At 61.0% G+C, this 24484-nt stretch carries 18 protein-coding genes; 1 reads left to right on the top strand and 17 read right to left on the bottom strand.

Annotated features, from left to right (window positions below):
* The 12 genes from AYR66_RS11220 to AYR66_RS11165 all read right to left on the bottom strand — a co-directional run bounded on the left by AYR66_RS11220 (position 1) and on the right by AYR66_RS11165 (position 17263).
* The gene (locus AYR66_RS11220) at positions 1-1386 is read right to left on the bottom strand and encodes a hypothetical protein (RefSeq protein ID WP_088707558.1); all 1386 of its coding nucleotides are present in this window, start codon (positions 1384-1386) and stop codon (positions 1-3) included.
* Between the two features lie 100 nt (positions 1387-1486).
* Entirely contained in the window at positions 1487-1816 is a 330-nt protein-coding gene (locus tag AYR66_RS28320) for a hypothetical protein (protein WP_141104059.1), read from the bottom strand.
* An 88-nt stretch (positions 1817-1904) separates the two neighbouring features.
* On the bottom strand, positions 1905-4097 hold the full coding sequence (locus AYR66_RS11210; RefSeq protein ID WP_088707556.1) for a DEAD/DEAH box helicase: 2193 nt from the start codon (positions 4095-4097) through the stop codon (positions 1905-1907).
* A 166-nt stretch (positions 4098-4263) separates the two neighbouring features.
* The gene (locus AYR66_RS11205) at positions 4264-4464 is read right to left on the bottom strand and encodes a hypothetical protein (RefSeq protein ID WP_088707555.1); all 201 of its coding nucleotides are present in this window, start codon (positions 4462-4464) and stop codon (positions 4264-4266) included.
* Between the two features lie 37 nt (positions 4465-4501).
* Positions 4502-4762, bottom strand: coding sequence for a translation initiation factor IF-1 (gene infA, locus AYR66_RS11200; RefSeq protein WP_088707554.1), 261 nt, complete (start codon positions 4760-4762; stop codon positions 4502-4504).
* A 380-nt stretch (positions 4763-5142) separates the two neighbouring features.
* Complete coding sequence (locus AYR66_RS11195; protein ID WP_088707553.1) at positions 5143-6288, bottom strand: hypothetical protein; 1146 nt, start codon at positions 6286-6288, stop codon at positions 5143-5145.
* A 211-nt stretch (positions 6289-6499) separates the two neighbouring features.
* On the bottom strand, positions 6500-12904 hold the full coding sequence (locus AYR66_RS11190; RefSeq protein ID WP_088707552.1) for a DUF4347 domain-containing protein: 6405 nt from the start codon (positions 12902-12904) through the stop codon (positions 6500-6502).
* A gap of 44 nt (positions 12905-12948) precedes the next feature.
* Positions 12949-14172: a TIGR03032 family protein gene (locus AYR66_RS11185; RefSeq protein WP_088707551.1), complete on the bottom strand. Its 1224-nt coding sequence runs from the start codon at positions 14170-14172 to the stop codon at positions 12949-12951.
* 27 nt (positions 14173-14199) lie between these two features.
* Positions 14200-14724, bottom strand: coding sequence for an adenylyl-sulfate kinase (cysC, locus tag AYR66_RS11180; RefSeq protein WP_088707550.1), 525 nt, complete (start codon positions 14722-14724; stop codon positions 14200-14202).
* Between the two features lie 91 nt (positions 14725-14815).
* The gene (dmeF, locus tag AYR66_RS11175) at positions 14816-15763 is read right to left on the bottom strand and encodes a CDF family Co(II)/Ni(II) efflux transporter DmeF (RefSeq protein WP_088707549.1); all 948 of its coding nucleotides are present in this window, start codon (positions 15761-15763) and stop codon (positions 14816-14818) included.
* 300 nt (positions 15764-16063) lie between these two features.
* Positions 16064-16462: a polyhydroxyalkanoate granule-associated phasin gene (locus AYR66_RS11170; protein ID WP_088707548.1), complete on the bottom strand. Its 399-nt coding sequence runs from the start codon at positions 16460-16462 to the stop codon at positions 16064-16066.
* A 561-nt stretch (positions 16463-17023) separates the two neighbouring features.
* The gene (locus AYR66_RS11165) at positions 17024-17263 is read right to left on the bottom strand and encodes a hypothetical protein (protein ID WP_141104058.1); all 240 of its coding nucleotides are present in this window, start codon (positions 17261-17263) and stop codon (positions 17024-17026) included.
* 172 nt (positions 17264-17435) lie between these two features.
* Here AYR66_RS11165 and AYR66_RS11160 point away from each other — a divergent pair, with 172 nt between their 5' ends.
* Positions 17436-18155, top strand: a complete 720-nt coding sequence (locus tag AYR66_RS11160) for a Crp/Fnr family transcriptional regulator (protein ID WP_088707546.1) — start codon at positions 17436-17438, stop codon at positions 18153-18155.
* A gap of 46 nt (positions 18156-18201) precedes the next feature.
* On the opposite strand, the gene AYR66_RS11155 is transcribed toward AYR66_RS11160, so the two are convergent.
* From AYR66_RS11155 to AYR66_RS11135, 5 genes are all read right to left on the bottom strand, one after another.
* A complete protein-coding gene (locus AYR66_RS11155; RefSeq protein WP_088707545.1) occupies positions 18202-18975 on the bottom strand; it encodes a BON domain-containing protein in 774 nt (257 codons plus the stop codon).
* Between the two features lie 353 nt (positions 18976-19328).
* On the bottom strand, positions 19329-19517 hold the full coding sequence (locus AYR66_RS11150) for a hypothetical protein (protein WP_088707544.1): 189 nt from the start codon (positions 19515-19517) through the stop codon (positions 19329-19331).
* 361 nt (positions 19518-19878) lie between these two features.
* A complete protein-coding gene (locus AYR66_RS11145; protein WP_088707543.1) occupies positions 19879-22026 on the bottom strand; it encodes a PAS domain-containing protein in 2148 nt (715 codons plus the stop codon).
* 370 nt (positions 22027-22396) lie between these two features.
* Entirely contained in the window at positions 22397-23779 is a 1383-nt protein-coding gene (locus tag AYR66_RS11140; RefSeq protein WP_088707542.1) for an NAD-dependent succinate-semialdehyde dehydrogenase, read from the bottom strand.
* Between the two features lie 71 nt (positions 23780-23850).
* Positions 23851-24484 (bottom strand): AAA family ATPase (locus tag AYR66_RS11135; RefSeq protein WP_170942299.1); only part of this gene is annotated, 634 nt, incomplete at its 5' end.

Raw genomic sequence — 24484 nt, 5'->3', positions numbered from 1 at the left:
CTAGAACGCATGCGCGCCATGGGCGCCCACGTTCATGATGTATTGCAGGAAGATCTGGTTGTCGGTGGTTTCGGGCCGCGATTTGTCGCGCGCGATCTGCAGGCGCAGGCGGCTGAACTCGGATGCCGACCAGTCGACCATGGCCGATACCCTGGAGGGGTTGAAGGAAGCCAGCTGCCGGAAGTCGGCGGCAGTCAGTGTGCCGCTGTCGACCAGGCCCACGCCCGGCGTTCCCGAATCCAGCCTGTCGTAGCGCAGGCCGACGCGCCAAGTCGGGCGGAACTGGTACACACCCTGCAGGTACCAGCCTGACTGCGCCGACGCATAGGAACCCGCGGCGGTGCCCGCCGATTCAGCCAGCGTGTCATAGGTCAGTGTTCCCTTTTCCTTGCGCCGGAAATACTCGCCCTGCAGCTTGAAGTTGGTGTGGGTCGAGTTGCCGTTCGGCGCCCACTTGTAGACCGCGTCCAGCACCCAGACATTGCTTCTGCCGCCAAATGCGTTGGTCACTGCCGTGCCGGCGCTGTCGACGTCGGCATACGTCCGCTCCGAGGCATTGGTGCGCAGCCAGGACAGCCCTGCCCGCCAGCTCGCCGACACACCAAGGTCGTCGCCCACGTGGGCAAACAGTGCGCCGGAACCGATGCCATTCCTGTTGCGGTCGCTGCCGGGGAAGTTGCTGCTGTCACCGGCTTCCAGGCCGAGCTCGAAGAAGCGCTCGGTGGGTGCAAGCCACTTCAGCTGCAGCCCGTCCGGCCGGTACTGTCCGCCGAGGAAGGCCTGGTAAGCGAGGGGCAGGTCGACAAAGTCCCAGGTATGCGCATGCTGGCCGTTCTGGTAGCCGATCGAGGACAGGAAGCGCCCGCCCTTCACGTTGATGCCGTTGGCCAAGCCCTTGGTCTGGAAGAACGCTTCCTCGACGCCCGCTTCATTGTTCGGCGACAGCGAAAAAGTGAGCTGACCGGAGAAGTGCGGGTCGACATTGGCGGACAGCGTGACTTCCGACTCGCCCAGGCTGAATCCCCGCTTGCCGGGGCCAATCTCGCCGCCCGGGATGAATCCCTGGATCCGGTATCGGTTCGGGTCTTGCGACAGGTTGGCATAGGTGCCGGTGAGCACCGCGGAGATGTCGGGATTGAATCCGGTCGCGGCGCCCGCAACCGGGGCCGGCGCCACCTGTGCTGCGGGTGCCTGTGCTGCGGGTGCCTGTGCTGCGGGTGCCTGTGCAGCCTGGAGCCTCTGCTCCAGCGCCTGGATACGCGATTCGTAGTCCTGGCGCAATTGCCTGATTTCCTCGCGCAGTTTCTCCAGGTCGCCGTCGCCGGCAGCATACGAAGGGTTGAACGCGGCCGATAACGCCGCCACTAAAACGGACCGTTTCCACATAGATGTTTCCTGATGTAATGGTGTGACATGGCGAGCCAATGCAGTGGTGCAGCCATCTTCTTCAAGACGGCCGCAAGCATGGCTCAAGTGCAAAGACGGGTCAGGAAACGACGGGCGGCGCCCGGGAGTGGAAGGCGGGGAAAGGAGGACGGAGATGGACGCGGGCCGGAACGACGTCCCGTACATGAACGATTGCCGCGTCCGCAAAGGCAATCGGCGCCGTACCGTTGAGCGCCGACCCGACCGTCGCGAAGGCAAGGCACTTCGCGCATTGGAATTCGTCCGGCAGCTGCTTTTCGGAGTCGGTACGCGCCGACTCCGCGCCTGCAGCCTGCGCAAGGTGTGAAATGGCGTGCGATATCCCGAGCTGCTGCGTGAAGAGAAGCAACAGTGCGAGTACGACATGAATTGTCGGGCGCCGGAAGTTCACGAAAGCCAGTACGGTCGATAGCCAACCGCTGAATTATAGTGCGTACTTGAAACGATTCCAGCGTGAGATATCGCTCCGGCTCCCTGGATCAGGACGGTTTCGGGCCCTTGCGATGCGGCTTCGGCTTCGCCCTGGCTGTATCGGTCGCGTGCTTGCCGGCGCCGGATCTGTCCTTGCCGCCGAACTTCTTTTCACTCGCATTGGCACCAAGCTTCCCGTGCGCGGCCGATCCGCCCTTCTTGTCGGCGAAGTGTGAATCATCGTGCGGCAGCCTGGACTGGACGCTGATGCGAAGCGGTTGTCCGGACACCTCTACCGTCTTCAGTTGCTTGAACAGCTCCTTGGGCATGCCCTCCGGCAGGTCGAGCGTGCTGTAGTCGTCATGGATTTCGATGCGGCCGATGTACCTCGCCTCAAGGCCTGCCTCGTTGGCAATGGCGCCGACGATATTGGCCGGCTTGACGCCGTGTACGTGGCCTACCTCGATGCGATAGGTCTGCATGCCGGCAACGCCGCGGGGCGCCTTGCGGTCATGCTTGCTTGCCGCCGGCCGTGCCGGCTCCGAATGACGCTCCGGCTGCCCTGCGCCATCGCGGCTGATCGCGAGCTGCCGGCCGGCGACCCACACCGTCTTCAGGTGGTTCAGGAGATCGTCAGGCATGGTGTCCGGCAGATCCAGCGTGCTGTAGTCGTCGTAGATTTCAATGCGGCCGATGTATTTGGATTCCAGGCCTGCTTCGTTGGCAATGGCGCCGACAATGTTGCCCGGTTTGACGCCGTGCATGTGGCCGACTTCGATACGGAAGGTCTGCATGCCGGGCTCGGGCGCGCGGTCCACGCGCTCCTTCTTCGGGAATGCGGGCCGCTCCGCATCGCGGCGTTCCGGCCTGTCTGCGCGCTCAAAGGTGCGGTTGCTGCGTTCAACTCGTTCGGCGCGTTCCTCCTGCGGCTCGCTCCTGCCCTTGTCGAGCAGGAGCGGCACATCGCCCCGCGCCAGCTTGGCGAGCGCGGCGGCGATTTCGATCGCGGGAATATTCTTCTCGCGCTCGTAGTCTTCAATCAGCGCCTGGAAATCTTCCAGGCCGCCGGCGGCCAGCGTGTCGGTGATCTGGTCCTTGAACTTCGCAATGCGCACGTCGTTCACTGCCTGGATGGTGGGCAGTTCCAGCCGCGCCACCGGCTGGCGCGTGGCGCGCTCGATCGACTTGAGCAGGTTGCGTTCGCGCGGCGCGATAAACAGGATCGCCTCGCCGCTGCGTCCCGCGCGCCCGGTACGGCCGATGCGGTGCGTGTAGCTTTCCGGGTCGTACGGCACGTCGTAATTGATCACGTGGCTGATGCGTTCGACATCCAGCCCGCGCGCGGCGACGTCGGTCGCCACGAGGATGTCGATGGCGCCGTCCTTCAGCAGCTGGATCGTGCGTTCGCGCTGCTGCTGCGCCATGTCGCCGTTGATCGCGGTTGCCGAGAAGCCGCGCGCCTGCAGCTTGGTCGCCAGTTCTTCCGTGCCCAGCTTGGTGCGGGCGAAGATGATCATGCCGTCGAAGGGTTCGGCTTCCAGGATGCGCGTCAGTGCATCGAGCTTGTGCATGCCGCTGACCAGCCAGTAGCGCTGGCGGATGTTCTCCGCCGTGCCGGTCTTGGCGGCGATGGTGACTTCCGAGGGATTGCGCAGGTAGGTCTGTGCAATGCGGCGGATTGCCGGCGGCATGGTCGCGGAGAACAGCGCGGTCTGGCGCGACGCCGGCGTCCTTTGCAGAATGGTTTCGACGTCGTCGATGAAGCCCATGCGCAGCATTTCGTCCGCCTCGTCGAGCACCAGCGTCTTGAGTTGCGAGAGGTCCAGCGATCCCTTTTCGATATGGTCGATCACGCGCCCGGGCGTGCCGACGACGACATGCACGCCGCGCCGCAGCGCGCCCAGCTGCGGGCCGTAACTCTGCCCGCCGTAAATCGGCAGCACATGGAAGCCGGGGATATGCGTCGCATAGCGCTGGAAGGCTTCCGCCACCTGGATCGCCAGCTCGCGCGTCGGCGCCAGCACCAGTGCCTGCGGCGCCGCCGCCTTGATCTCGATGTTGGCAAGGACAGGCAGCGCGAAGGCCGCGGTCTTGCCGGTGCCGGTCTGCGCCTGGCCCAGCACATCGCGCCCCTCGAGCAGGAGCGGAATCGTGGCGGCCTGGATCGGCGACGGGGACTCGTAGCCGAGCTCCTGCAGCACGCGCAACAAGGGCGCGCTGAGCTTCAGGTCGGCAAACTGGGTGAAGGTAGTTTCGGACATGGCGTGACTCCGGGGATTCTTTGAATTGCAGGCAAAGCCTTGCCATGCAGTCTACTCTTTTGCCGTCGCGGCGGACGGCATTCCCGGTGCTCACATTGCTTCAGAGCGAAGCGCTGTTCTGTCCGGGATGTGCGTGAACAGCTACTGTTGCCTGTCTTGCAACACGTCAGTCATTCAATGCGGCCTTTGCCGCTTCTTCCGGCGACAAGCCGTCATAGAACATGTCGGTGAACCATTCGACCTGTTCCTCGATATGTTCTTGCGCTTGCGCCAAGGTAGCGCCGCCCGCGACAAGAAATCCTTCCACCTCGGTGCACCACTGGATCAGCGCGGCGGTTTCCGGATCGAGTTTTTCTTTCTTGGCCATGGCTATTTCCTGTCTGTTCGTGAAGTCGGTCGTGGTGTCATCGGCGGCGTTGTTGTGCCCGCGGCGCCGGTCCGCGTCGTTCGAGGTGCCGGAAGGTAACGCGGCCCTTGCTGAGGTCATAGGGCGACATTTCGATCGACACCTTGTCACCGGCCAGGATGCGGATGTGATGTTTGCGCATCTTGCCTGAAGTGTAGGCGATCAATTGATGGCCGTTTTCCAGATCCACGCGGAATCGTGAGTCGGGAAGCACTTCGGTGACAAGTCCTTCCATTTCCAGCAATTCTTCTTTAGCCATGGTGTATTCCAATACTCGATGCACGCTGGCAGATACCGCACGGGCCGCAATACTCCAGCGGAAGGTTTCCGTGGTTGCGGGCAGCGACGATGCGGGCGCAGCGCAAGGGTTGATATGGCGCGTTGCCCGGAATGTCAGGCGTGGCGGCGAAAACGATGACGCCGGGGGCCGGCGGAACGGCAAGGTGGACGGCTTGCGCAGGCGTTCAACCCTGGGTGGCCGGAAAACTGGAAGAAGCGGGATGCCGGGGATGTTCGTTGCAGGTGGGCGCCTCGCTAGCGGAGGCGGGACTATATCACAGGTGGGTGTGGAGTTCGATGCTTGCATTCAGGGACTACAGACTACTCTGTAGTCCCTTCATGTTGCCGTTGGCTATGGGCCTAGCGAAGTACGATACCAACGATATCGGAAGTAAAGGTCAAACCAGGAATCGCCGCACAAGCGCCCAGCTTTCCGTCAGCAGCTCCAATCGTGCACTTGACGATGGAATTGCCCGCCGCGGTTGACGATGTATCCGTGATGTACGCAAAGTTGCCCTGCACCACAATATTTTTCGGCGTGATGCCGGACAAGCCTGCCAGCGGAGTGGTCTCGGCGCAGGCAGTCATCGTGTTGGCAGCGCTGTTGAAGGAGCACTGCACCACTTTGTTCGCATAGCGCGTCAGGATGTAGGAGAAAGGCGCCTTGATGGCAATCGAATTTGGGGCATCGACAGTCGTCTCATCAATACGCAAAGCCGTGGCAAAGCTCGCGTCCGTGACAGTGGTCGATGCTGCGGACAATGCGCCGCTTGTCGCATCCGTGTTCCAGGACAGGATCGAACCAGGCGTCGTGCCGCTCCCTGCGTTGACCACGAAAATCCGGTTGTCGGCGGCAAGCATATCCGACGCAACAACGCTTGCCGGGAAGGCAACACTGCCTGAATCAGTACCGCATGCACCTGCAAAGCCGCTCGGGCATTTCAGGAGTTGCTGCTCCTTGAGTGCATAGCCGCTGTTCGCAGTCGCAATCAGCCTGGATGCAAAATCCGTCTCCGTCGAAACGCCAGGCGAGGTGTCAGCGCAGTTGGAAAGTGCACCGTCCGTGCCCACCGTACATTTCAATACCGCATACTGGATTCCGGTGCTGCCGGCCAGCTTGGGAGCGGTCTGGTTGAGGATGAAAGCCGACGACCCGGAAAAGGCAAGCGAGATCGGGTTGTTCACCGCAGGCATTCCGGAAGTGCTGCACGCCGTGAGATCCCCGCTGGCGTTAACCGCGCACTTGAGTATGCTGCCGCCGGTATACGTCGTGCCGGCAGCCACGCTGGACGCGTTGGTCGCCGCCTGGACAACGTAGGCAAACACGTTATTCGAGGGCGTGGGGGTTGTTGGCGTCGAGCCGGTCGACGGCGTTGTCGGCTGCGTTGCCGGCGGATTTTGCGTACCCGCATCGACGACAGTATCGCCACCGCCGCCGCCACAAGACGCCAGCACGGCGATACTCGTTCCCAATGCTGCGATAGAGATGACTTGCTTCGTGCGCATGTGTATTTCCTCCCTTAAACGATTTAGAGGCAAGTAATGAAACCCGGCCTGTCAGGACCAATACAATTGTTGCGCTTTCGCCTATCACCTCATTTGTGTAAGGTCATTGCGTGATGTGTTGAAACATTGGGGTAAATCAACTCAGGGACGATGAAGCGTCCCGGCAAGCAAATAAATCCGTTGCCGAGACGAACAACTATGCTCTCGCCCTCTACAAAACGGTGTCGATCGACGTGCTCATCACACCCGTCAGTTCGATCTTCTCCGCCGAGTTGGCAATCCATAACAAGGCATCGCCGCGGGTGATCGTACCTGCATCAAGCTGCGCTGCCCATGAAGTGACCTCTCCAGTGTTGCCCTGCCTTCCCAAGCCGGTTTCGTACAGGTATTCAATGAACCGGCTGTTGTTCACGTTGCCGAGGATCAGTTTCTCCTGCGCGCTCTGGATGAAGCAGGTGGCGATGTCGCGCAGCGCCATGCCGTCTTCGCTTTGCGCGATCCAGTAATTCAACCCTGCCTGGTCCGGCTTCCGGTCGAATAGCGTGTCGTACATGCGGACGAGCATGGCGACATCCGTACGGTTGAAGTCGAGCGCAACACCGCTTTCCTTCTCCAACGTCCGCTTCTCCAGCGAGTCGGCAAACGCAAGCAGCACATCTGCGCGATCGTCCTTGCCCGCATCGAGCACGCTGATCCAGTGTGCGCGCCCCGCATCATCGGCTGCACGTCCGAGCGCCGTGCGGTAAACGGAGTCCACAAAAGCGGCATTCGACATCATCCCGAACAATGCCTTCGCTTCCAGCGAAGCAAGGAACTGATTCGCGATGTCATGCATCGACATGCCGCTTTCGCTCATCCTGACCCAGTAATCCAGCCCTTCCCGGTCAGGTGCGCGGTCGAACAATGCGTCGTACAGGCGGGTAATGGTTCCGCGTGCGCTCATGTCGGCATCCGCGCCTGTGAAGACCAGCTTCTCCACATTCGACACGGTATCGCTGCCGTCGATGCCGCCATTGCGGTGAACGACGGAAAGCTTGCCGTTTTCCACGCGCAGCGTGTAGTCGGAACGCCCTGTGCCGACCAGCCGGACAGTATCGATGCCTGTACCGCCATCAATGACATCGTTGCCTTCGCCGCCAAACACCAGGTCGTTGCCTTCATCGCCAAAGACCTGGTCATTGCCGCCGGCGCTGCCTACCGTATCGTTCCCGGCTCCGCCGTGAAGGATGTCGTCGTCGGCGCCGAGGAAGATGGTCTGGGCGCTGCCGTCACCGTAGACCGTCTGAGACCCGGCACCGCCGGTGACCGTGGCGCTGCCTATAATCGCCGCAAATTCGACATTCTGGAGCTGGATCGCGGTGCTGTTCGGCAAGCCGCGCACGTCGATGACGAGTGCAGTCATCGGTTTATCGGCACTGGTCGGCATGCCGGCGATCACCAGCGGCTCTGTCGGTGCAACGCCTGTGGACGAGGTAGCCGGCACGATCGTCTGGACCAGCAATGGCGTGCTGTCCGGCAAATCCTGCAGGAAGCCGGAGCCGCCGCCTGTCAGCGTATTCTGGTCGGACGATCCGGAAGTCGTGTGGGCCTGGATCTCGCGAATCAGGTCCGTGAGTGAATTGCCCGCGGCTTTGGGGGCCGCGGTTCCGGAAACCTCGAGTCCGATCCCCGTCGGAACCTGGACACTGAGCAGGCTTGCTCCGGCCGTGTTCTTCACCAGCGGGATATCGGCCACGGTATTGTTGCCGACCAATTCCGGCCGCGCCTCGGTGACGACGGGAATTACAACGACTTGCGAGGTCGATCCATCGGCGTTGGTCGTCGTCTTCTGCTCCACTGTCACGCCATCGATGGTACTGGTCGATGTCGGCGGCGTTGCCGGTTCGTCGGGCGCGGGGGTAATGTTGGTCACCGCCCGGGATGTCACCGTTGCCAGCTCGTTGGCGGCAGCATCTTTCAGTTCGCTCGAGCCCGAGCCCGGATCGTAATCGAACAAGACGGTCTGGCCGTTCGACACGCCGGATGCGAGGGTGAGGACAAGCGCCGTCGTTCCCGATCCGGAAACGGAAGTGATCGCGCGCGTGATTCCGTCCACCTTGACCGTCATGCCGTTTGCGTCGCTCGCATAGACCTTCTCGTCGAAGGACACAGTCAGCGTGCCGCTGTTGACCGCGGCGGACACGATTTGCGGCGCCACGGTGTCGATGGTGACTGTGAGCGCGGTCGATGCGGATGAGGCATTGCCGACGGCATCGCTCGCCTTTGCCGTCAATGTATGCGTGCCGGCAGAGAGATTCGTTCCGGAAGTGATGGACCAGCTGCCGTCGCCGGCGGCAGTCGCCGTGCCGAGCAGGGTCGTGCCATCCGTGTCGTACAGCTTGACCTGCGCGCCGGACTCCGCCAATCCGGTGATGGTAGGCGCGAGCGTGCTCGTATAGCGTCCATCCAGGACGCCGGTGTCGCTGGAGGCGGACAGCGCCAACGCCGTCGGCGCCGCTGGCGCGGTGGTATCGATGGCGATGCTCTTGTTTGCGCCCAGTGAGTTGGCTGCGCCGGGAGACGGCAGCGTGAGCGTCGCGGCATTGCCCGCCAGGTCGCCGATCGTTCCACCGTTGAGCGACAGCGCCGCGGTAGACAGGTAGTCGAGATCAGCGCTCGTATCGCCGGCCTGCACGGTGTAATTGAAGACAAGCGTGCCAGTACCCGAGCCGCTGCCGTAGTTCGCGACCCGGTCCGTTGTTCCGGTTTCCAGGGTCAGTTGCGGCGTGCCGGTGGCCGACACTGCTTCATTGAACGTCACCTTGATTGCAACGACGTCCCCTGCCTTGTAGGTACCGTTTGCGATGTCCGAGCTGACGGACGCAACTGTCGGCGCCGTCGTATCGACAAGCACGCTTGCGGTGGATAGCAGGTGGCCGGTCAGGGTGAGGTCGGCGTCGTTATTTGCAGCATCCCTGATGGTCGAGGTGTTGAGCGTGACGGCACCGACCGCGATGCCGTCCGCGTCGGTTTCTCCATCAACCACCGTGTACTGGTAAGTGACCGAGTTCGCCGTCTTGGACGCATACGCGGCCTGGCGGACCGTGCTGCCGACGGTAATCGCCAACGTGCTGTCGGTGCCGGTGACGGTCACGTTTTCATCGAAGCTGACGGTGAACGCGAGGACCTGTCCCGAACGGTAGGCGCCATCCGCCGGCACGGCGATATTGCCGCTCACGGCGGGCGCCGCCGTGTCGACCAGCACGGCGGCGGTCGACGGCAAATGGCCGGTGAGGCTGAGCGCGGCATCGTTGCCGGCCACATCGCGGATCGTGGTGGTGTTCAGCGTGACCGCGCCGATCGCAATGCCGTCCGCATCGTTGTCGCCCGCTTGCACGGTGTAGCGGTAGGTCACCGAGTCGGCGGTCTTCGACTGATAGGCGGCAGCACGCGCGTTGCTGCCGATCGTCAGTCCGAGCGTGCTGTCGGTACCGGTGACCGTCACGCTGTCGTCGAAGGTGATCGTGAAGTCGAGGTGCTGGCCGGTCAGGTAAAGGCCGTCGGCGGGAACCGTCAGATTCCCCTGCGGCACGGGGGCGACGCTGTCGACCAGCACCAGTGCGGTCGAGCCAACCGAATTCAGGGTAGTCGCCGCGTTGTTGCCTGCGGCATCCTTGATGGTACCGCCGTCCAGCGACAGCGATCCGACCGTGATCCCGTTCGAATCCGCATTGCCGGCGGCCACGGTATAGCGGAAGGTCAGCGCCGATGTGCCGCTGCCGGACAGATAGCTGGCGTAGACGGTGCCGCCGGTATCGAGGGCGAGCGCAACGCGCGGCGTGCCGCCGGTTGTGTCGACCGTGACGTTCTCGTCGAAGTTGACGGTGAAATCGAGATTCTGGCCCGAAGTGTAGGTGCCATTCGCCGGCACCATTACCGATGTCACGGCCGGGTCGATGTGGTCCAGCGTGTATGTCTGCCCCGACGTATAGCCGCCGCTGACCGCATTGCCGGCGATATCGGTGACACCGGTGCCGGCATTATTGAAGTCGAGCCGCACGGTGCCGTCGCCGGTTAGCGTATCGACCTTGACCGTGTATGTGCTGCCGTTGACCGCGGTAACCGATGCAACACTGCCGCTCGCGGTTCCGGTTGCGGTCAGCGTGAAATCCGATGCGTCGACTCCGCTCACGTTTTCGCTGAACGTGACGGTAAAGTCGACGCTGGTGCCGTTCGTCGTCGAAGCGGACACGCGATTGATCGAACTGACGGAAGGCCCGGCGCCATCGACGAGGACCGAGGCAGTCGATCCGACCGCGTTCATGGTCACAGCTGCACTGTTGCCTGCGGCATCCTTGATCGTGCCGCCGTTGAGCGACAGTGAATTGACCGTCACGCCGTTCGTATCCGCATTCCCGGTGGCCACGGTGTAACGGAAAACCAGGTCGGTCGTTCCCGAACCCGATACATAGCTCGCCTGGACCGTTCCACCGGTGTCGAGGCCGAGGGACAGGTAAGGCGTGCCGCCGCCGGTATTCACCGTGACCGCCTCGGAGAAGCTCACGGTGAAATCAAGGTTTTGTCCCGCGATATAGGTGGCGTCCGCCGGTACGTTGACCTGCTGCACGGTCGGCTGGATGCCGTCGACGAGCACCGATGCTGTGCTGCCGACCGGATTCAATGTGAGCGTTGCGTTGTTGCCGGCTGCATCGCGCAAGGTCCCGCCGTTGGCGTCCAGCGCGCCGACCGAAATACCATTGGTGTCCGCGTCGCCGCTTGCGACGGTGTAGCGGAAGGTCAGCGCCGACGTGCCGCTGCCCGACAGATAGCTGGCGTAGACGGTGCCGCCGGTATCGAGCGCGAGCGCAATGCGCGGCGTGCCGCCAGTCGTGTCGACCGTAACGTTCTCGTCGAAGTTGACCGTGAAATCCAGATTCTGTCCGGCGACGTAGCTGGCATTCGCCGGGACCGACACGGACGTGACAGCAGGGCCGGTTCCGTCGATCGTATATGCTTGACCGGAGGAATACCCGCTGCTCACGGCATTGCCGGCCGTATCGGTGACACCGGTACCTGAATTCTTGAAGTCCAGCCGCATGGTGCCGTCGCCGGTAATCCCGTTGACGGTCACGACGTAGACGCTGGCCGATGTCTGCGTGACGGACACCACCGTCCCATCGGCGGTTCCGGTGCTTGTGAGCGTGAAGTCGCTGGCATCGACGCCGGAAACGGATTCACTGAAGGTGACGGTATAGTCGACGCTTGTTGCCCCGGTTGGCGACGCTTGTACGCGATTGATCGAGCTGACGCTGGGCGCGGCGCCATCCACGAGCACAAGGGATGTTGATCCGACGGCGTCCAGTGTCAGGGCCGCGGCGTTTCCGGCGGCATCCTTGATCGTGCCGCCGTTCGACGACAACGCGCCGAGCGCGACGCCATTCCCATCGAGATTGCCCGAGGCGATGGTGTAACGGAACACAAGGTTGGTGGTGCCGCTCCCGGACACATACGCTGCGTTCACGGTGCCGCCGGTATCCAGCGTCAGCGTAATGTAGGGCGTGCCGCCACCGGTATTGACCGTGACCGCTTCACTGAACTGGACCGTGAAGTCGAGATTCTGGCCAGCGATGTAGGTGCCGTTTGCCGGAACGGAAACCGACGAGACGGTCGGTACCACGCCGTCGACCACGATATTCTTTTGGCTGCCGAGGGAACTGCCCGCGCCTGTTGCCGGCAACGTCAGCGTGGCGCTGTTGTTGGCGGCATCCTTGATGGTTCCCCCGTTCAGCGTCAGGGAATTCGTCGCGTTGTAATTGAGGTCGGCCGCCGCATTGCTGGCTGCCACCGTGTAGTTGAAGGTGAGCGTGTTGCTGCCGGTCCCCGACGCATAGTTGGCCGTTCCGCCGGAGTTGAGCGCGATCGTCGGTGTGCCGGTGACGTTGACCGATTCGGAGAACGTGACCGTAATGGCAATCACGTCGCCGATCTTGTACGTCCCGTTCGCGGTCGTCGCACTGACGCCGGTAATGGTCGGTGGCGTCGTGTCACCGCCGCCGCCTCCACCGCCACACAAGAACGGGTCGGTCGTATAGTAACCGTGGTAAATGCAGCCAAGGCAATGATCCACCCCTTGCATGCCCTGGACGGTAAACGGGAGGACGGACTCCACCTCGCCCGATTGGAATTCAAGGTCCCAGTCGCCGCCGAGGGACAGCGGCCCCGTGCGGTCGTCCGATGCGGCGATATCGACCTGGCCGAGTGCGGCCGACAGGGATTCCACGAATGCCGCTCCCGTCGCTCCGGCGGCCACCGAGCAGCCGTACAGCAGCAGGTCCGCGCCGGGCGCGAGATGGCCCGCGATGTCGGCAAGCGCCGCTGAATGCGCATCGAGCGTGGCGGATGACAGCCGGTGGTCGCCCAATTGCAGGTAGCCGGTACCGCCATGGCTGACGAGGTGAACCGCCGCCAGGTTCTCGAAGCCGTGCAAGGCGTCGGCCAGCGCCGCAACGCCATCGCCGCCGGCAGGGAGCAGGATGACGGGAATATCGGGACTGATTCCTGCCGTCAGTGTTTTCCAGTCGGTGACGCCTGCATCGATGACGATAACTTCGGAAACGGTACTTGTGAGCGTTGTCATGCTGCCTCTAGCTTTTCTAATTTCTATTGTTGCCGCGATGTGAATCAGGACTTGTCATCCCTCGGCCGCCAGCCCTGGAAATCTGCCGGCGGTTTGGCCGCGTCTTTCCAGGGGCCAGGCGGCAAATGGATGCGCCAGGTGTGCTGCTCCGGCTCCCTGAACCCGGGCGAGTAGGGCCGGCGGATGCCCGGGTTGAAAACGACGTCATACAACTCCGTGACAGGGCCTTCAATGCTCAGCCAGTGGGCGAGCTTCCCTGTTGCGAGGTCGATCACGAGCAATCCGCAGCGCTGGTAAAAGCCGCGTTCTTCCAGCCGCTGCTCGAGGTTGATATCGCCGACCAGGCCGTTTTTTTCCGGACGCAGGCGCGACAGGGCAACGACTGCATAACCGTCGACAAATGCCAGTCCGCGTGCAAAGCCGTGGCACAGAGCGACCGGCTTGAATCGGCCCGTGTCGAAATCGACGTAGCCCAACTCCGCCTCTCCAGAATTAATCAGCCAGAGCTTGCCGTCGTGCCAGCGCGGCGAGTGCGGCATCGACAGCCCGGAACACACGGTTTCGCCGGTCGCGATATCGACTACAAAGCCGCCGTGCGATTTGCTCGCTTTCCAGCCCAGCCGCGTGTCCGACCGGCCGCAGACGGTGGCATAGCGCAGCTCGCCGTCGCGCGCGCAGATGCCGTTGAGGTGGCAGCGGTCTTCGGGCGCAAGCGACGAGATGAAATCGGGCACCCATACCGGCCGGAAGGTGTAGTGCTCGTCGACCGTCGCGACACAGCTGAATTGCGTGTTCGCGTACAGGAAGGGGAAGCGCTCGCCGCGGAACGATACGTCGGCGATCACATCGTGCGTATTGCTGTTGCCGACGAAGTACCCATGGCGCGGCATGTAGATGGCGTCGTAGGCCTGGCCGCCGATGTCGTCCGCTCCGGTATTCGAAAAGCGCCAGATCTGCTCGCGCGTGCCGACCCACAGCTTGTCGCGATCGATGGCAAGACCCATGGAGGTACCGACCACGCGTTCGATTGCGTGCAATGAGCGATCCGGGTTATTCCCCAGCATGAACAGGCGGCCGCTCTGGTAGGTGGAAAACAGCAAGCTTCCGCCCGTCGTCCACAGCCATTCCGCGAGGCCGGGGGACGGCACGAGTTGCGGTTTCTGCGGCGGTTGTTCGGAGGGAGGAAGCCGCTTGCCGTCGGCGGAGAATCCGCTCCTGGCAAGATCAGCGGCGTTCCAGTCGTTCAACCTGTTCGTGGTATCGCTCATGAGTGGGTCGTGGGAAAGCTGTAGTCGTTAGGCTTCGCGGCCAAGGATCCGGACGAGCATGTCGTCCACGCTGGTGCGCGAGGTATCGAATTCGAATTCGGGAGCGGCCGGCACTTCGTACGGCGCATCGAAGCCGGTCAAGGCAGAAATTTCGCCGCGCCGCGCCTTCGCATACAAGCCCTTGGGATCGCGGCCGGCGCACACATCAAGCGGTGTCGAGAGGTAGATTTCGGCGAATGCGCCGTGCGGGAACAGCGCACGTACACGCTGCCGGTCGGCGGCGAAAGGAGAAACAAATGCGCACACCACGCGAATCCTGGCGCTCGCCATGAGCCGCGCGACCTCGCCTGCGCGACGGATGTTTTCTGCACGATCCTTGTCGGACAAGCCAAGGTCGGCGCTTAAACCGCGGCGCAGTTCATCGCCGTCAAGAAGGAAACTCTGCAATTGCCTTTTTGTTAATTCAGAGACAAGCGCTCGACCGAGGGTTGTTTTTCCGGCGGCGGGCAGGCCGGTGATCCAATAGCAAGAGGGAGTTGCAGGTGAGGCCATGGAAATCGATTCGCTGAATCGAGATCATAACCGCTTATACGTATTTCTTGATCCAAAGCATTTTTTTGTGGTTTTGGCACACAGCCCTGGATCAAGGTCTGCGAACAATCTCGATGGTCATGTGCGCAACTTCTTCATGAATACCGATCCGGCTGCGCAAGTCATCGGACGTGAGCGACGCATCCGCCGTCACCACCGACAGCGCGCAGGAGTACGTCTCCTTGCCGACGCGCCATACATGCAGGTCGGTCATGCGCGTCTTGCCGTCGCCGGTTTCGACCGCTTCCCGGATTTCTTCCACCACCGGATGATCCATCTCGCGATCCAGCAGCACCTTGGCGGAATCACGGAGAAGGTTTTTTGCCCACACGCCGACGAGCACCGCGCCGACGATGCCCATCACCGGATCCAGCCACTGCCAGCCGTACAGCATGCCGCCGATCAGCGCGACGATGGCCAGCACGGAAGTGGCGGCGTCGGCGATGACGTGGACGTAGGCCGAGCGCAGGTTCAGGTCGTGATGGTGCCCGTGGTCGTGATGGTGGTCATGGTGATGGTCGTGCCCGTGGTCATGGTCATGCCCGAGGATCAGCGCGCACACGACATTCACGACCAGGCCGATGACGGCCACCGTGATCGCCTCCTGGTAGTGGATGGTTTGCGGAGAGAACAGGCGCTCGACCGAACCGGCCACCATCATCGCGGTGATGCCCATCAACAGGATCGCGCTGCTGTAGCCGGCGAGGATTTCAATCTTCCAGGTGCCAAATGCAAAACGCGGGTCGCGCGCATACTTGCGTGCGGCCGCATAGGCGAATGCCGACAGGCCGATGGCGAGCGCATGCGAGCTCATGTGCCAGCCGTCGGCAAGCAGCGCCATCGAATTGAACCACCAGCCGGCCACGATCTCGACCACCATCATGAGGGCGGTGATGCCCATGACGATGCGTGTCTTGCGCTCGGCGGCATGGTTGCCGTGATCGAAGACATGGTCGTGCGTCCATCGCGAAAGGTCCTCGTGGACATGCTGAACTGTCATAACAACTCCTGAAACTTGATATTTGTACAAATAGCGGCGAGGCGCTCAGGCGGCCAAGGATAGCCGATGGCCTTGCTGTGTGCTGTTGGCGCGGTTGCGGATAAAGGAAACCCCTGTGGCTGGCGACCGTGTCTGAAGAGGATAAGCAACGTCATCCGCTTTGCCAATGCAGATACGGATCGACGTGAAGCATCTTCTGGGTTGTCAGCGCTACCGGCGCAGCTTCTTGTTCACTGAGTGAGCGCCATCGCCGAATGTTCATGGACGGGCTGGGAGCATCGCTGCTTCATCTGCCGCCCGTCACCTCTTGCTCCGCGAAAGCCGCCTGGCATTCGCGACAGCCTTCTTGTGGACGGGCGCGAGACCGGCAGAGGCGACTTTGGTGGCGGCATTGGCCATTGTCGCGACAGCGGCCCCTGTGGTTGACGTACCATTTGAGGCGAATGCCACGGCTGCGGACGAACAGGCAGTCGCCAGCTCGTACTGAACCGCAACTGCTGTTGTCCACATGCTTGCCCAGGACTGATAGAACGCGGCCACCTTCTCGCTGCACATACGGGAAAACTCAGCCTGGTCGCGCGCCGACAGGCGCGTCATTGCCATGCGAGAAGTACGGTGCATGACGACTTGAGGCGCGGCAATGAACAGTTCCGTCCATTGCTTGCCGAGGCGCTGCGTGTTTGCCTTGTAACGTGCCATGATGGGAAAGAAGCCGATGGTTAAACAGCAGGAAGATCGCGCAGCGTGGTGTTTGGTTCCTGTGCTTTGTTGGGGGTCCGTTATTCGGCGGTTGTCGCTGGTTAAGGGTCGCTCGCCGAAGGGGCAGCATTCAGGCAATCAACAGACGCGCAAAAGACATGACAGCAGTCGGCCAATAGCGAGCGGTCGAGGCGCAAGATCGAGCGTCTCAAGCAGACGCCGAACAAGGTGCGGGACGGCAGACAGGAGAGATCGTCTTGTCGACTGCCACGGTTGAGCGCGCCTAGCGCTCGCTGTCCACGCCAAGCTTTTCGCAGATATAGCGAGCGGCATAGCGTCTTGCTTTGGCTTAATGAATTTGGATGTTCCCGTCAGAAGTTAGGGAGGAAGGCAAGCGCATTTACCGGTCTTGAAGTCCAGCCACCACAAACTTCTATCAATTTTTGCTTGAATCTATGTGCACGTTGATTAAAGCGAACCGCCGCTCAGCGTTGCTCCCCTCCTTCGCTGACTGAACTTCAATAAACGAGGGTTGGCCTTGTCCCGAGATCGAATGCCAATTCACATCCGCCTCTCCGCCCGGGCGTGCTTAAAGAAGTCAATGGTTACTCGAAATTGCTCCAGCTTCGAGGCGAGAGATGCGGTAGCCGAACAGTCGAGCGCGACTGGATCACTGGCAGGAAAGGTGAAGCCCAATGCTTCGTCGAGAGCGGTGTCACGACGCTCCTGCTCGCGCATGCTTTCCTTGCGTTGCTGCAAGCTTGCTTCCTCGCGGGAAGGCGCTAAATAGTATTTGTTCATGATGACATTCCTTCGTAAAATCATTGAGCTTCCCGCATGATCGACAGATGTCGGCGGGATACCTCGATGATGACCCATACACAGATCATTGATCAAACCAGCGGTCTTGTCTGTGTCAAGCCGCACAGAACGATCTCGTCCTGCATCAGGGCGTGACGCTACGGAACGTACGATGCCTGTTTTGCATCCGCCACAACAGAACCATCTTCTGGCGGCATTGCCTCCGGAGGAGTTCGCCCGGCTGGAGCCGCATCTGGAACTCGTCTCGATGCCCCTTGGAGAAGTCCTTTACGAATCGGGCGGCCGCATGCAGCACGTCTACTTTCCGACAAGCAGTATCGTGTCCTTGCTTTACGTTATGGAGGATGGCGCTTCCGCGGAAATCGCCGTGGTCGGCAACGAAGGGATACTGGGCATTGCGCTGTTCATGGGAGGAGGAACAACGCCAAGCCGCGCTGTCGTGCAAAGTGCCGGACACGGTTTCCGGTTGCAGGCCGCGTTGCTCAGGGACGAATTCAACCGAGCCGGTCCGATGCTGCACTTGTTGCTTCGCTATACGCAGGCCCTGATTACGCAGATGGCACAGACCGCCGTGTGCAATCGACATCATAGTGTCGATCAACAGCTCTGCCGCTGGCTGCTGATGAGCCTTGACCGACTTTCGACGAACGAGCTGTTCATGACGCAGGAGCTGATTGCCAACATGCTCGGCGTACGCCGCGAGGGTGTGACAGAGGCGGCAGGAAAACTGCAAAGCGCAGGCTTGATTCACTATCGCCGCGGCCACATCACGGTGATTGACCGGGCCGGACTGGAAGCGCGAGCCTGTGAATGCTATCAAGTCGTAAAAAAAGAGTTTGGCCGGTTATTGCCCGATCTTACGGCGACATGAAAAGCTTCCATTGTGAAGAAAATCCCCTCCCCGGCGTTTCGGATAATCAGGTGAACCGAATGCCGTAAATCGCACGTCTCACGCCAGATGATGACCAGGCTGCAGAAAGCATGGCCCGATGTTGATTCCATGAGAGCACCGTGCTGGCCCAGGTAACGCGATCGTTCTCGGGAGAGAACTCGTAGCTGCCCGCTTTCAATTCGTATGGCTTCCTTGTCGATGAGGCGCCGTTCGCCGCAGCATGGCCCGCTGCCATGGATGACCGTACTCTAATCTGGCTGTTCACTCCGAGCACGCTCAGCAGGCTGCTAACCTCTGTTTCTGCAATGCGGCGCCCGTAGCCTTCGGCAACCTCCCCTGACAACGTCACCCAGCCTTTTGATACCTGCACCTCGATGCTGTAATCGGCTTTCGGCGTCAAATGACTCAGCACGCGTTCGCAGTCATGCGCAATATCGTTGTCGGCAGGAGTGATGTTGGGAGAGTAAACCGTCATTCGTGTCAATATCTCTCGCACCCCGGCAATGCGTTTTGCTGCGGCTTCGATCAACCACCGTTCACCCTCTCCATCAACGATACCGGATAACGTGACCACGCCATCAATGACCTGAACGTCAATCGCTTCGGCGCGAACCGAAGGCTCCATTTCCAACTCTTCCCTCACGTCCTGCTTAATCTGCCTATCCGTTCGCGTGACGATTGCGGGCCTTGCGCCCGAATCAACAACGACAGGAGAGTCGCCCGGCGGTTTGGACGATCTTTTAAAGGCTGCGAAATACGGGTTGCTTTGGGGCCAAAAGGCCGTTTGATAGTGGTACATACATCTCTTTCCACTGTGGACTTCAGTGAGACTGCTGGCGCAACAAAGTTCACTGGCAACTGGGCCGCCCCGAGTAGGGTGAGCAGCGCCATTAACGCAGCATGTTCCGGTAGCAGGTCTGCATCTGTGTGTCTGCGAACATAGGAAAAGCTAACTGGCTTTATCATCGCGCCGAATGCTCTTGCTCTAATTACGGAGCAAGAGCGGCGCGGCGGTCATCGCGTTGATTGCCTAACTCGCACGACATGCCAACTGCGATTCTTGCCTGCTTCCAGCGGATGCCGCTCTTCGTGAACTGCCGGGATTGTGCTGAACTAGGCTCAAGAAAGCTTAAAACTGAGCCCTTTGAACAACTACACTGCGTTCTGATCCGTTTCGCGCTTTACTACATCGGGCGCAATCGCGTTTCCGTAAATCCATCCGAAGCTCGCAGTCATAATTCCGACTTTCGTCGCGAAGAACATTTTTTCGCGAATGTTCATGAACTTCCATGCCTTGCCCGTCGTCGCGGACCTAGTATCTGGTTTGAGTAGAGTGACCATGGCAAACTTCCTTTCGATTGGTGTCGTTGTGACACCGCGCGCGATCCGGTCTCGGTTTCACGCCTCTATAGCATCTCCCCATATGCTTGTTCCGTCTGTGCGCAAGCATACATAAATGAGGGCCGCGGAGCCCACCTCTATCGTCGATCATGCCCTCTCTGCCAGGTCGGATTGTCGAATCATGTGCGAGATTGGTAGATTCGGAAGACGACCGAATCTGCATAACAATCATTCAACCGTATGGTGCAACCGTCGCCAATCTGCGTCCGTGGTCTGAAATGCGGTATGGGCTGCATGAGCAAAACCGCATTCCCCTTCAGTTGTGCACTCACATCGAAAATTCGCACCTGAGCCAACGCCCTTACCGTGCAGTCTCCAGCGCTTCGCTGATATCGATGGAGATGCCGACATGCCCGGCATATTGCCCCTCAGCGGTGAACCAGGGTAGCGCATTGGTTTCCAGCCAACGCCGTTCCCCGTCCTTTCTTTTTACTCGCACCCGATGCCGCAAGCGTTCGTGCTGGCGGATCGCCTTGTCGAGAGCGGCCGCATAGGATGGCAGATCCTGCGGGTGAACCATCTTATGCCATGCGGCGCCCATGAGATCCTTCGGCGGCACGCCTAGCAATTCTCGGAAACCCGGGTTCAGATAAACCGCGTTCCCCTCGACATCCACCTGCCATATCAGGCCAGGCGAGGCCTCGGCAAGTGCGCGGAACCGGGTTTCGCTCTCGCGCAATGTTTCCACGGCGCGCCTGCGCTCGGTAATGTCATTGGCGCACAGCAGAATTCCGCCATCCTCCATCGGCGATGCTGTCAACTCGGTCCATGCCTGGTAATGCTCATCGTAGTGCTCGAAGCGTACCGCCATGCGGCCCGACATGGCGCGGCGGTATTCCAGCTCGGCCAGGGTTCCCCGCAGCGCGGGAAAGGCTTCCCAATAGTTTCTGTTGATCAGATAGGCCCGCGGCAGGCGGACCAGCTTTTCGGCCGAGGTGTTGAGATAGGTGATCCGCCATTCGGAATCGACCACCACGACTCCCTCGCTCAAGCCTTCGAGGATAGTCAAGGGCACCGCATGCAGTTGTTCATCGCTGCGTTGCGTTTCGCGCCGGGATCTCGTCAGGGCGAGCATCCCTTTTGCCTTGCTTAGCAGCTCGCGTCCGTTGAAGGGCTTGGCAAGCCAGTCGTCGGCTCCGGCACACATGCCTTCCTCATCGGCGTTGTCGTTTGGCCTGAAGAACAGCAGGATGAACGCTATGGGCGAGGTAGTGGATTGGGCGCGCAGGGCGCCAAGCAGATCGAACCCGTCCGGCTCCGGCCTGGCCAGTCCGCTTAGCACCAGCTCCGGCCGGTGTTCCAGGGCTGTCTGTAACGCCAGGCGTCCGCTGGGCGCTGAGATGACCTGGTATTTTTTGCCGAACAACTGTTCGAGGTAGGTCCGCATGACAACATCGGATTCTGCCACCAGCACCTTGGCCTTCCGCTCGCCTTTGGCTGCGGGATGCAAAACCTCTGCCGTTGCCGATCCGGACGCTGGAACCATGAATTCATAGGGCTGCGCCGGCAACACAGACAAGGCGGGCTGGTCCAACTCGGCAAATGCGCTGGCCCGGTTGCCAGGCAAATTTCGGAACGGGTGATGGTTCAAGCGCTCGAGGCAGGGTTGCAGCGCGGCCTCGATTTGCGCTGCCGTGGCGAACTGCTGGTGACGCAAGTCCCGCAAGATCCAGCGTTCGACGAATTTGACCGGCAATACGGCCTGCGTCTTCTGTCTGGCATCTCGGGGCATCGACGGCAAAACCGAGGTGCCGTAATGGCGGGCGAAGCCGAGCACCATCTCATCGTCGCGCGCGTCATCGATGGGTATGGCTCCATTCGAGCCATCGGGAATAATGAGCCGCGGGACGCCGCCATAGAAATGCAAGGCACGGACTGCGCAACGGACCCACTCATGCGCCGTGTCTGCGGAGGCGACGCAGGCGAAGGCAAGTCTGGAAGCGCCCATTGTCGCTATGAAAATATATGCACAGTCGCCTTCGATCAAGGGAATGGCCGATATGGCGAAGTTGACGAACATTTTTTCACCGCCGCAAAACACCTGCCGCAAGGAGCGGCCGAGCCGCGAGACGAAGGAATGATAGTGCTCGCAGAACTGGGTATAGCGGTAGGTTTTCTGTTCGGCAAGATCGGACTTGTACCGCTTCCATTCACTCAGGAGTGTGTTGCTGCTGCTGCATAAACGAAGATGGAGACGGCCGTAGTCAGGGAGCACATAGGGAAACGGCTGGCGGCGGCGCACATGCAGGCGCTGCTTGAGTTCGGATTCGCTCATCAGTCGCACTGCCGGCCAATCGAGACCGATGTTCTTCGCCAATCCGACGTATTTCCCAACCACCCCTTTCGAAAGGCCCAGGGACTGCGCGATTTGCTCGTGCGAAAGCCGCATGGCCATTTTCAGGCGCAGGATATCCCTGATCTTTTCGGTGGAAAGCGCAGGGTGGCGCATGGTCGGTTTCGGACAGCGATGAGAAGCCTTCCTCAGGTAGGAGGAATGGCGTGAACCAATATAGATTTGTTAACGATGACTTGGTTGCCCCCCTTTCGCTGTTTTCATTCCACGCAACGCAAAGAGAGGATCCTCGAACGTGCCACCGCGGCCCAAAGCAATGCGGACACAAAAGAGCAAAAAGAGTGGTCACAATATGTCGCGATGACCTGCAAAAACGGCGCAGTCGACCGGTCGTTCAAGTCTCTTCCGCCTGCTTCAAATCAGAAGCCCGCGACCGGCCATTCGGTCCTGTACGCGCACTTTTACGTCTTCATCGGCCTGTCGATTCCAGCCGGCCTGATCCGGCGGGAAGGGATAAGGCAAGTACTCATGGCGGCGTATCGAATTGCGTCACCACAACCAGTTTCTTGTCGACGAACTCCAGGATGCCGGCATCGCCAAGCTCGCGTCCGTAACCAGAGCGTTTCACGCCGCCGAACGGGAACTCCGGCGCGGTCCAGGTAGGATGATTGATGGTCACCATGCCCGAATCGATCTTGTCGGCTACCCGCTTGCCGCGCTCGATATCCCTCGTGAAGACGGCGCCGCCGAGGCCGAACCTGGTGTCGTTGGCAAGCGCGATCGCCTCGCGTTCGTCGGCGACACGGAAGTACAGCGCCACCGGTCCGAAGAATTCCTCGTTGTAGGCGGGATTGGCCCGCTCGACATGCGAAAGGATGGTAGGCGGCATGAACGCAGCCACGCCATCGACCGGCTGGCCGCCCATCTCGACCCGTGCACCAGCCGCCACCGCCCGGTCGACCTGGCCCTTCAGGCGCCCGAGCGCCTCTTTCGAAGACAGCGGCGCGAGCGTGGTCGCCGGGTCCATCGGATCGCCCATCTTGAGGCCGTCCAATGCCGCCTTGAACTGCTGCAGGAATTGGTCGGCGAGCGCTTCGACAACGATGAAGCGCTTCGACGCCACGCAGCTTTGGCCGGCGTTGTGAATCCGGCCCCACACAGCCCACCGCACCGCCAGCGGCAGGTCGGCGTCTTCCAGCACGATGAACGGGTCGCTGCCGCCCAGTTCCATCGTCGTTTTCTTCAACTCGTGGCCGGCCTGCGTGGCGACCACCGTGCCGGCGTCCTCGCCTCCGGTCAGCGCCACGCCGCGCACCCGCGGATCGGCGATAATGCGCGCGACCTGGTCCCTGGTGACGCGCATGTCGGTATAGGCTCCCGCGGGTACTCCCGCATCATGGAACAGGTCGGCGAAAGCCTGTGCGCATTGCGGAACGTTGGATGCATGTTTCACCATCACGGTATTGCCCGCCATCAGGTTCGGCGCGACGAAGCGCGCCAGCTGATAGTAAGGGAAGTTCCAGGGTTGGACGCCGAACAGCACGCCGAGCGGCGCGTTCATGACCACCGCTTCTCCCGCGTCCGAATGGATGTGCTTCGGCTCGAGGAAACGCTCGCCATTCTCGGCGTAGAAGTCGAGGATGTCGGCACTGAGCTGTACCTCGGCGCGGCTCTCCTTGATCAGCTTGCCCATTTCAAGCGTCACCGGCCGTGCAAATTCATCGAAACGGGTGCGCAGGGAATCCGCTGCCGTGTGCAGCACCTTCGCGCGCTGGTCAAAAGACGCGCGTTTCCACTCCCCGAAGCATCGCTCCGCATTCTGTAATACATCCTCAACCTGCTCGTCGGTGAAGTCCTTGAAGGTCTTGATGACCTGTCCGTCGTACGGATTGACGCTCTGGTATGCCATGTTTCTGCCTCTTGCGCGGGAAAACCGCGATGAAGTGAGTGGAACGATTCAGCGCCTGCCGACGCTTGTCGTCATTCCTCCTTGTCGAACACCAGCCTGCCATTCCTGACGTCCGCCAGGATGGTGTCCTTCGGCCCGAACCGGCCCTCCAGGATGGCCTTGGACAAGGGGTTTTCGATCTGCTGCTGGATGGCTCTTTTCAGCGGTCGCGCGCCATACACTGGATCAAAACCGGCCTCGGCGATCTTCTGCAGCGCGGCATCGGTGACCTTGAGTGATATTTCCATCTTGGCCAACCGCGCTTCGAGCACCTTGAGCTGGATCCGGGCGATCTGGCCGATGTTCTTCTCGTCGAGCGCATGGAACACCACGATTTCGTCGATCCGGTTGATGAACTCCGGCCGGAAATGCGTCTTGACTTCGGCCATCACTGACAATTTCACCAGCTCCGGATCGCTGCCTTCCATCGACTGGATCTTGTGCGAACCCAGGTTCGAGGTCATCACGATCACCGTGTTCTTGAAGTCCACCGTGCGCCCCTGGCCATCCGTCATGCGGCCATCGTCGAGCACCTGCAGCAGCACATTGAACACGTCGTGGTGCGCCTTCTCGATCTCGTCGAGCAGGATCACGCTGTACGGCTTGCGCCGCACCGCCTCGGTCAGGTAACCGCCTTCTTCGTAGCCCACGTAGCCGGGCGGGGCG

This window comes from Noviherbaspirillum denitrificans (assembly GCF_002211445.1).
GTDB classification, from domain to species: domain Bacteria; phylum Pseudomonadota; class Gammaproteobacteria; order Burkholderiales; family Burkholderiaceae_D; genus Noviherbaspirillum; species Noviherbaspirillum denitrificans.
This window is presented reverse-complemented; position numbering and strand designations above follow the sequence as displayed.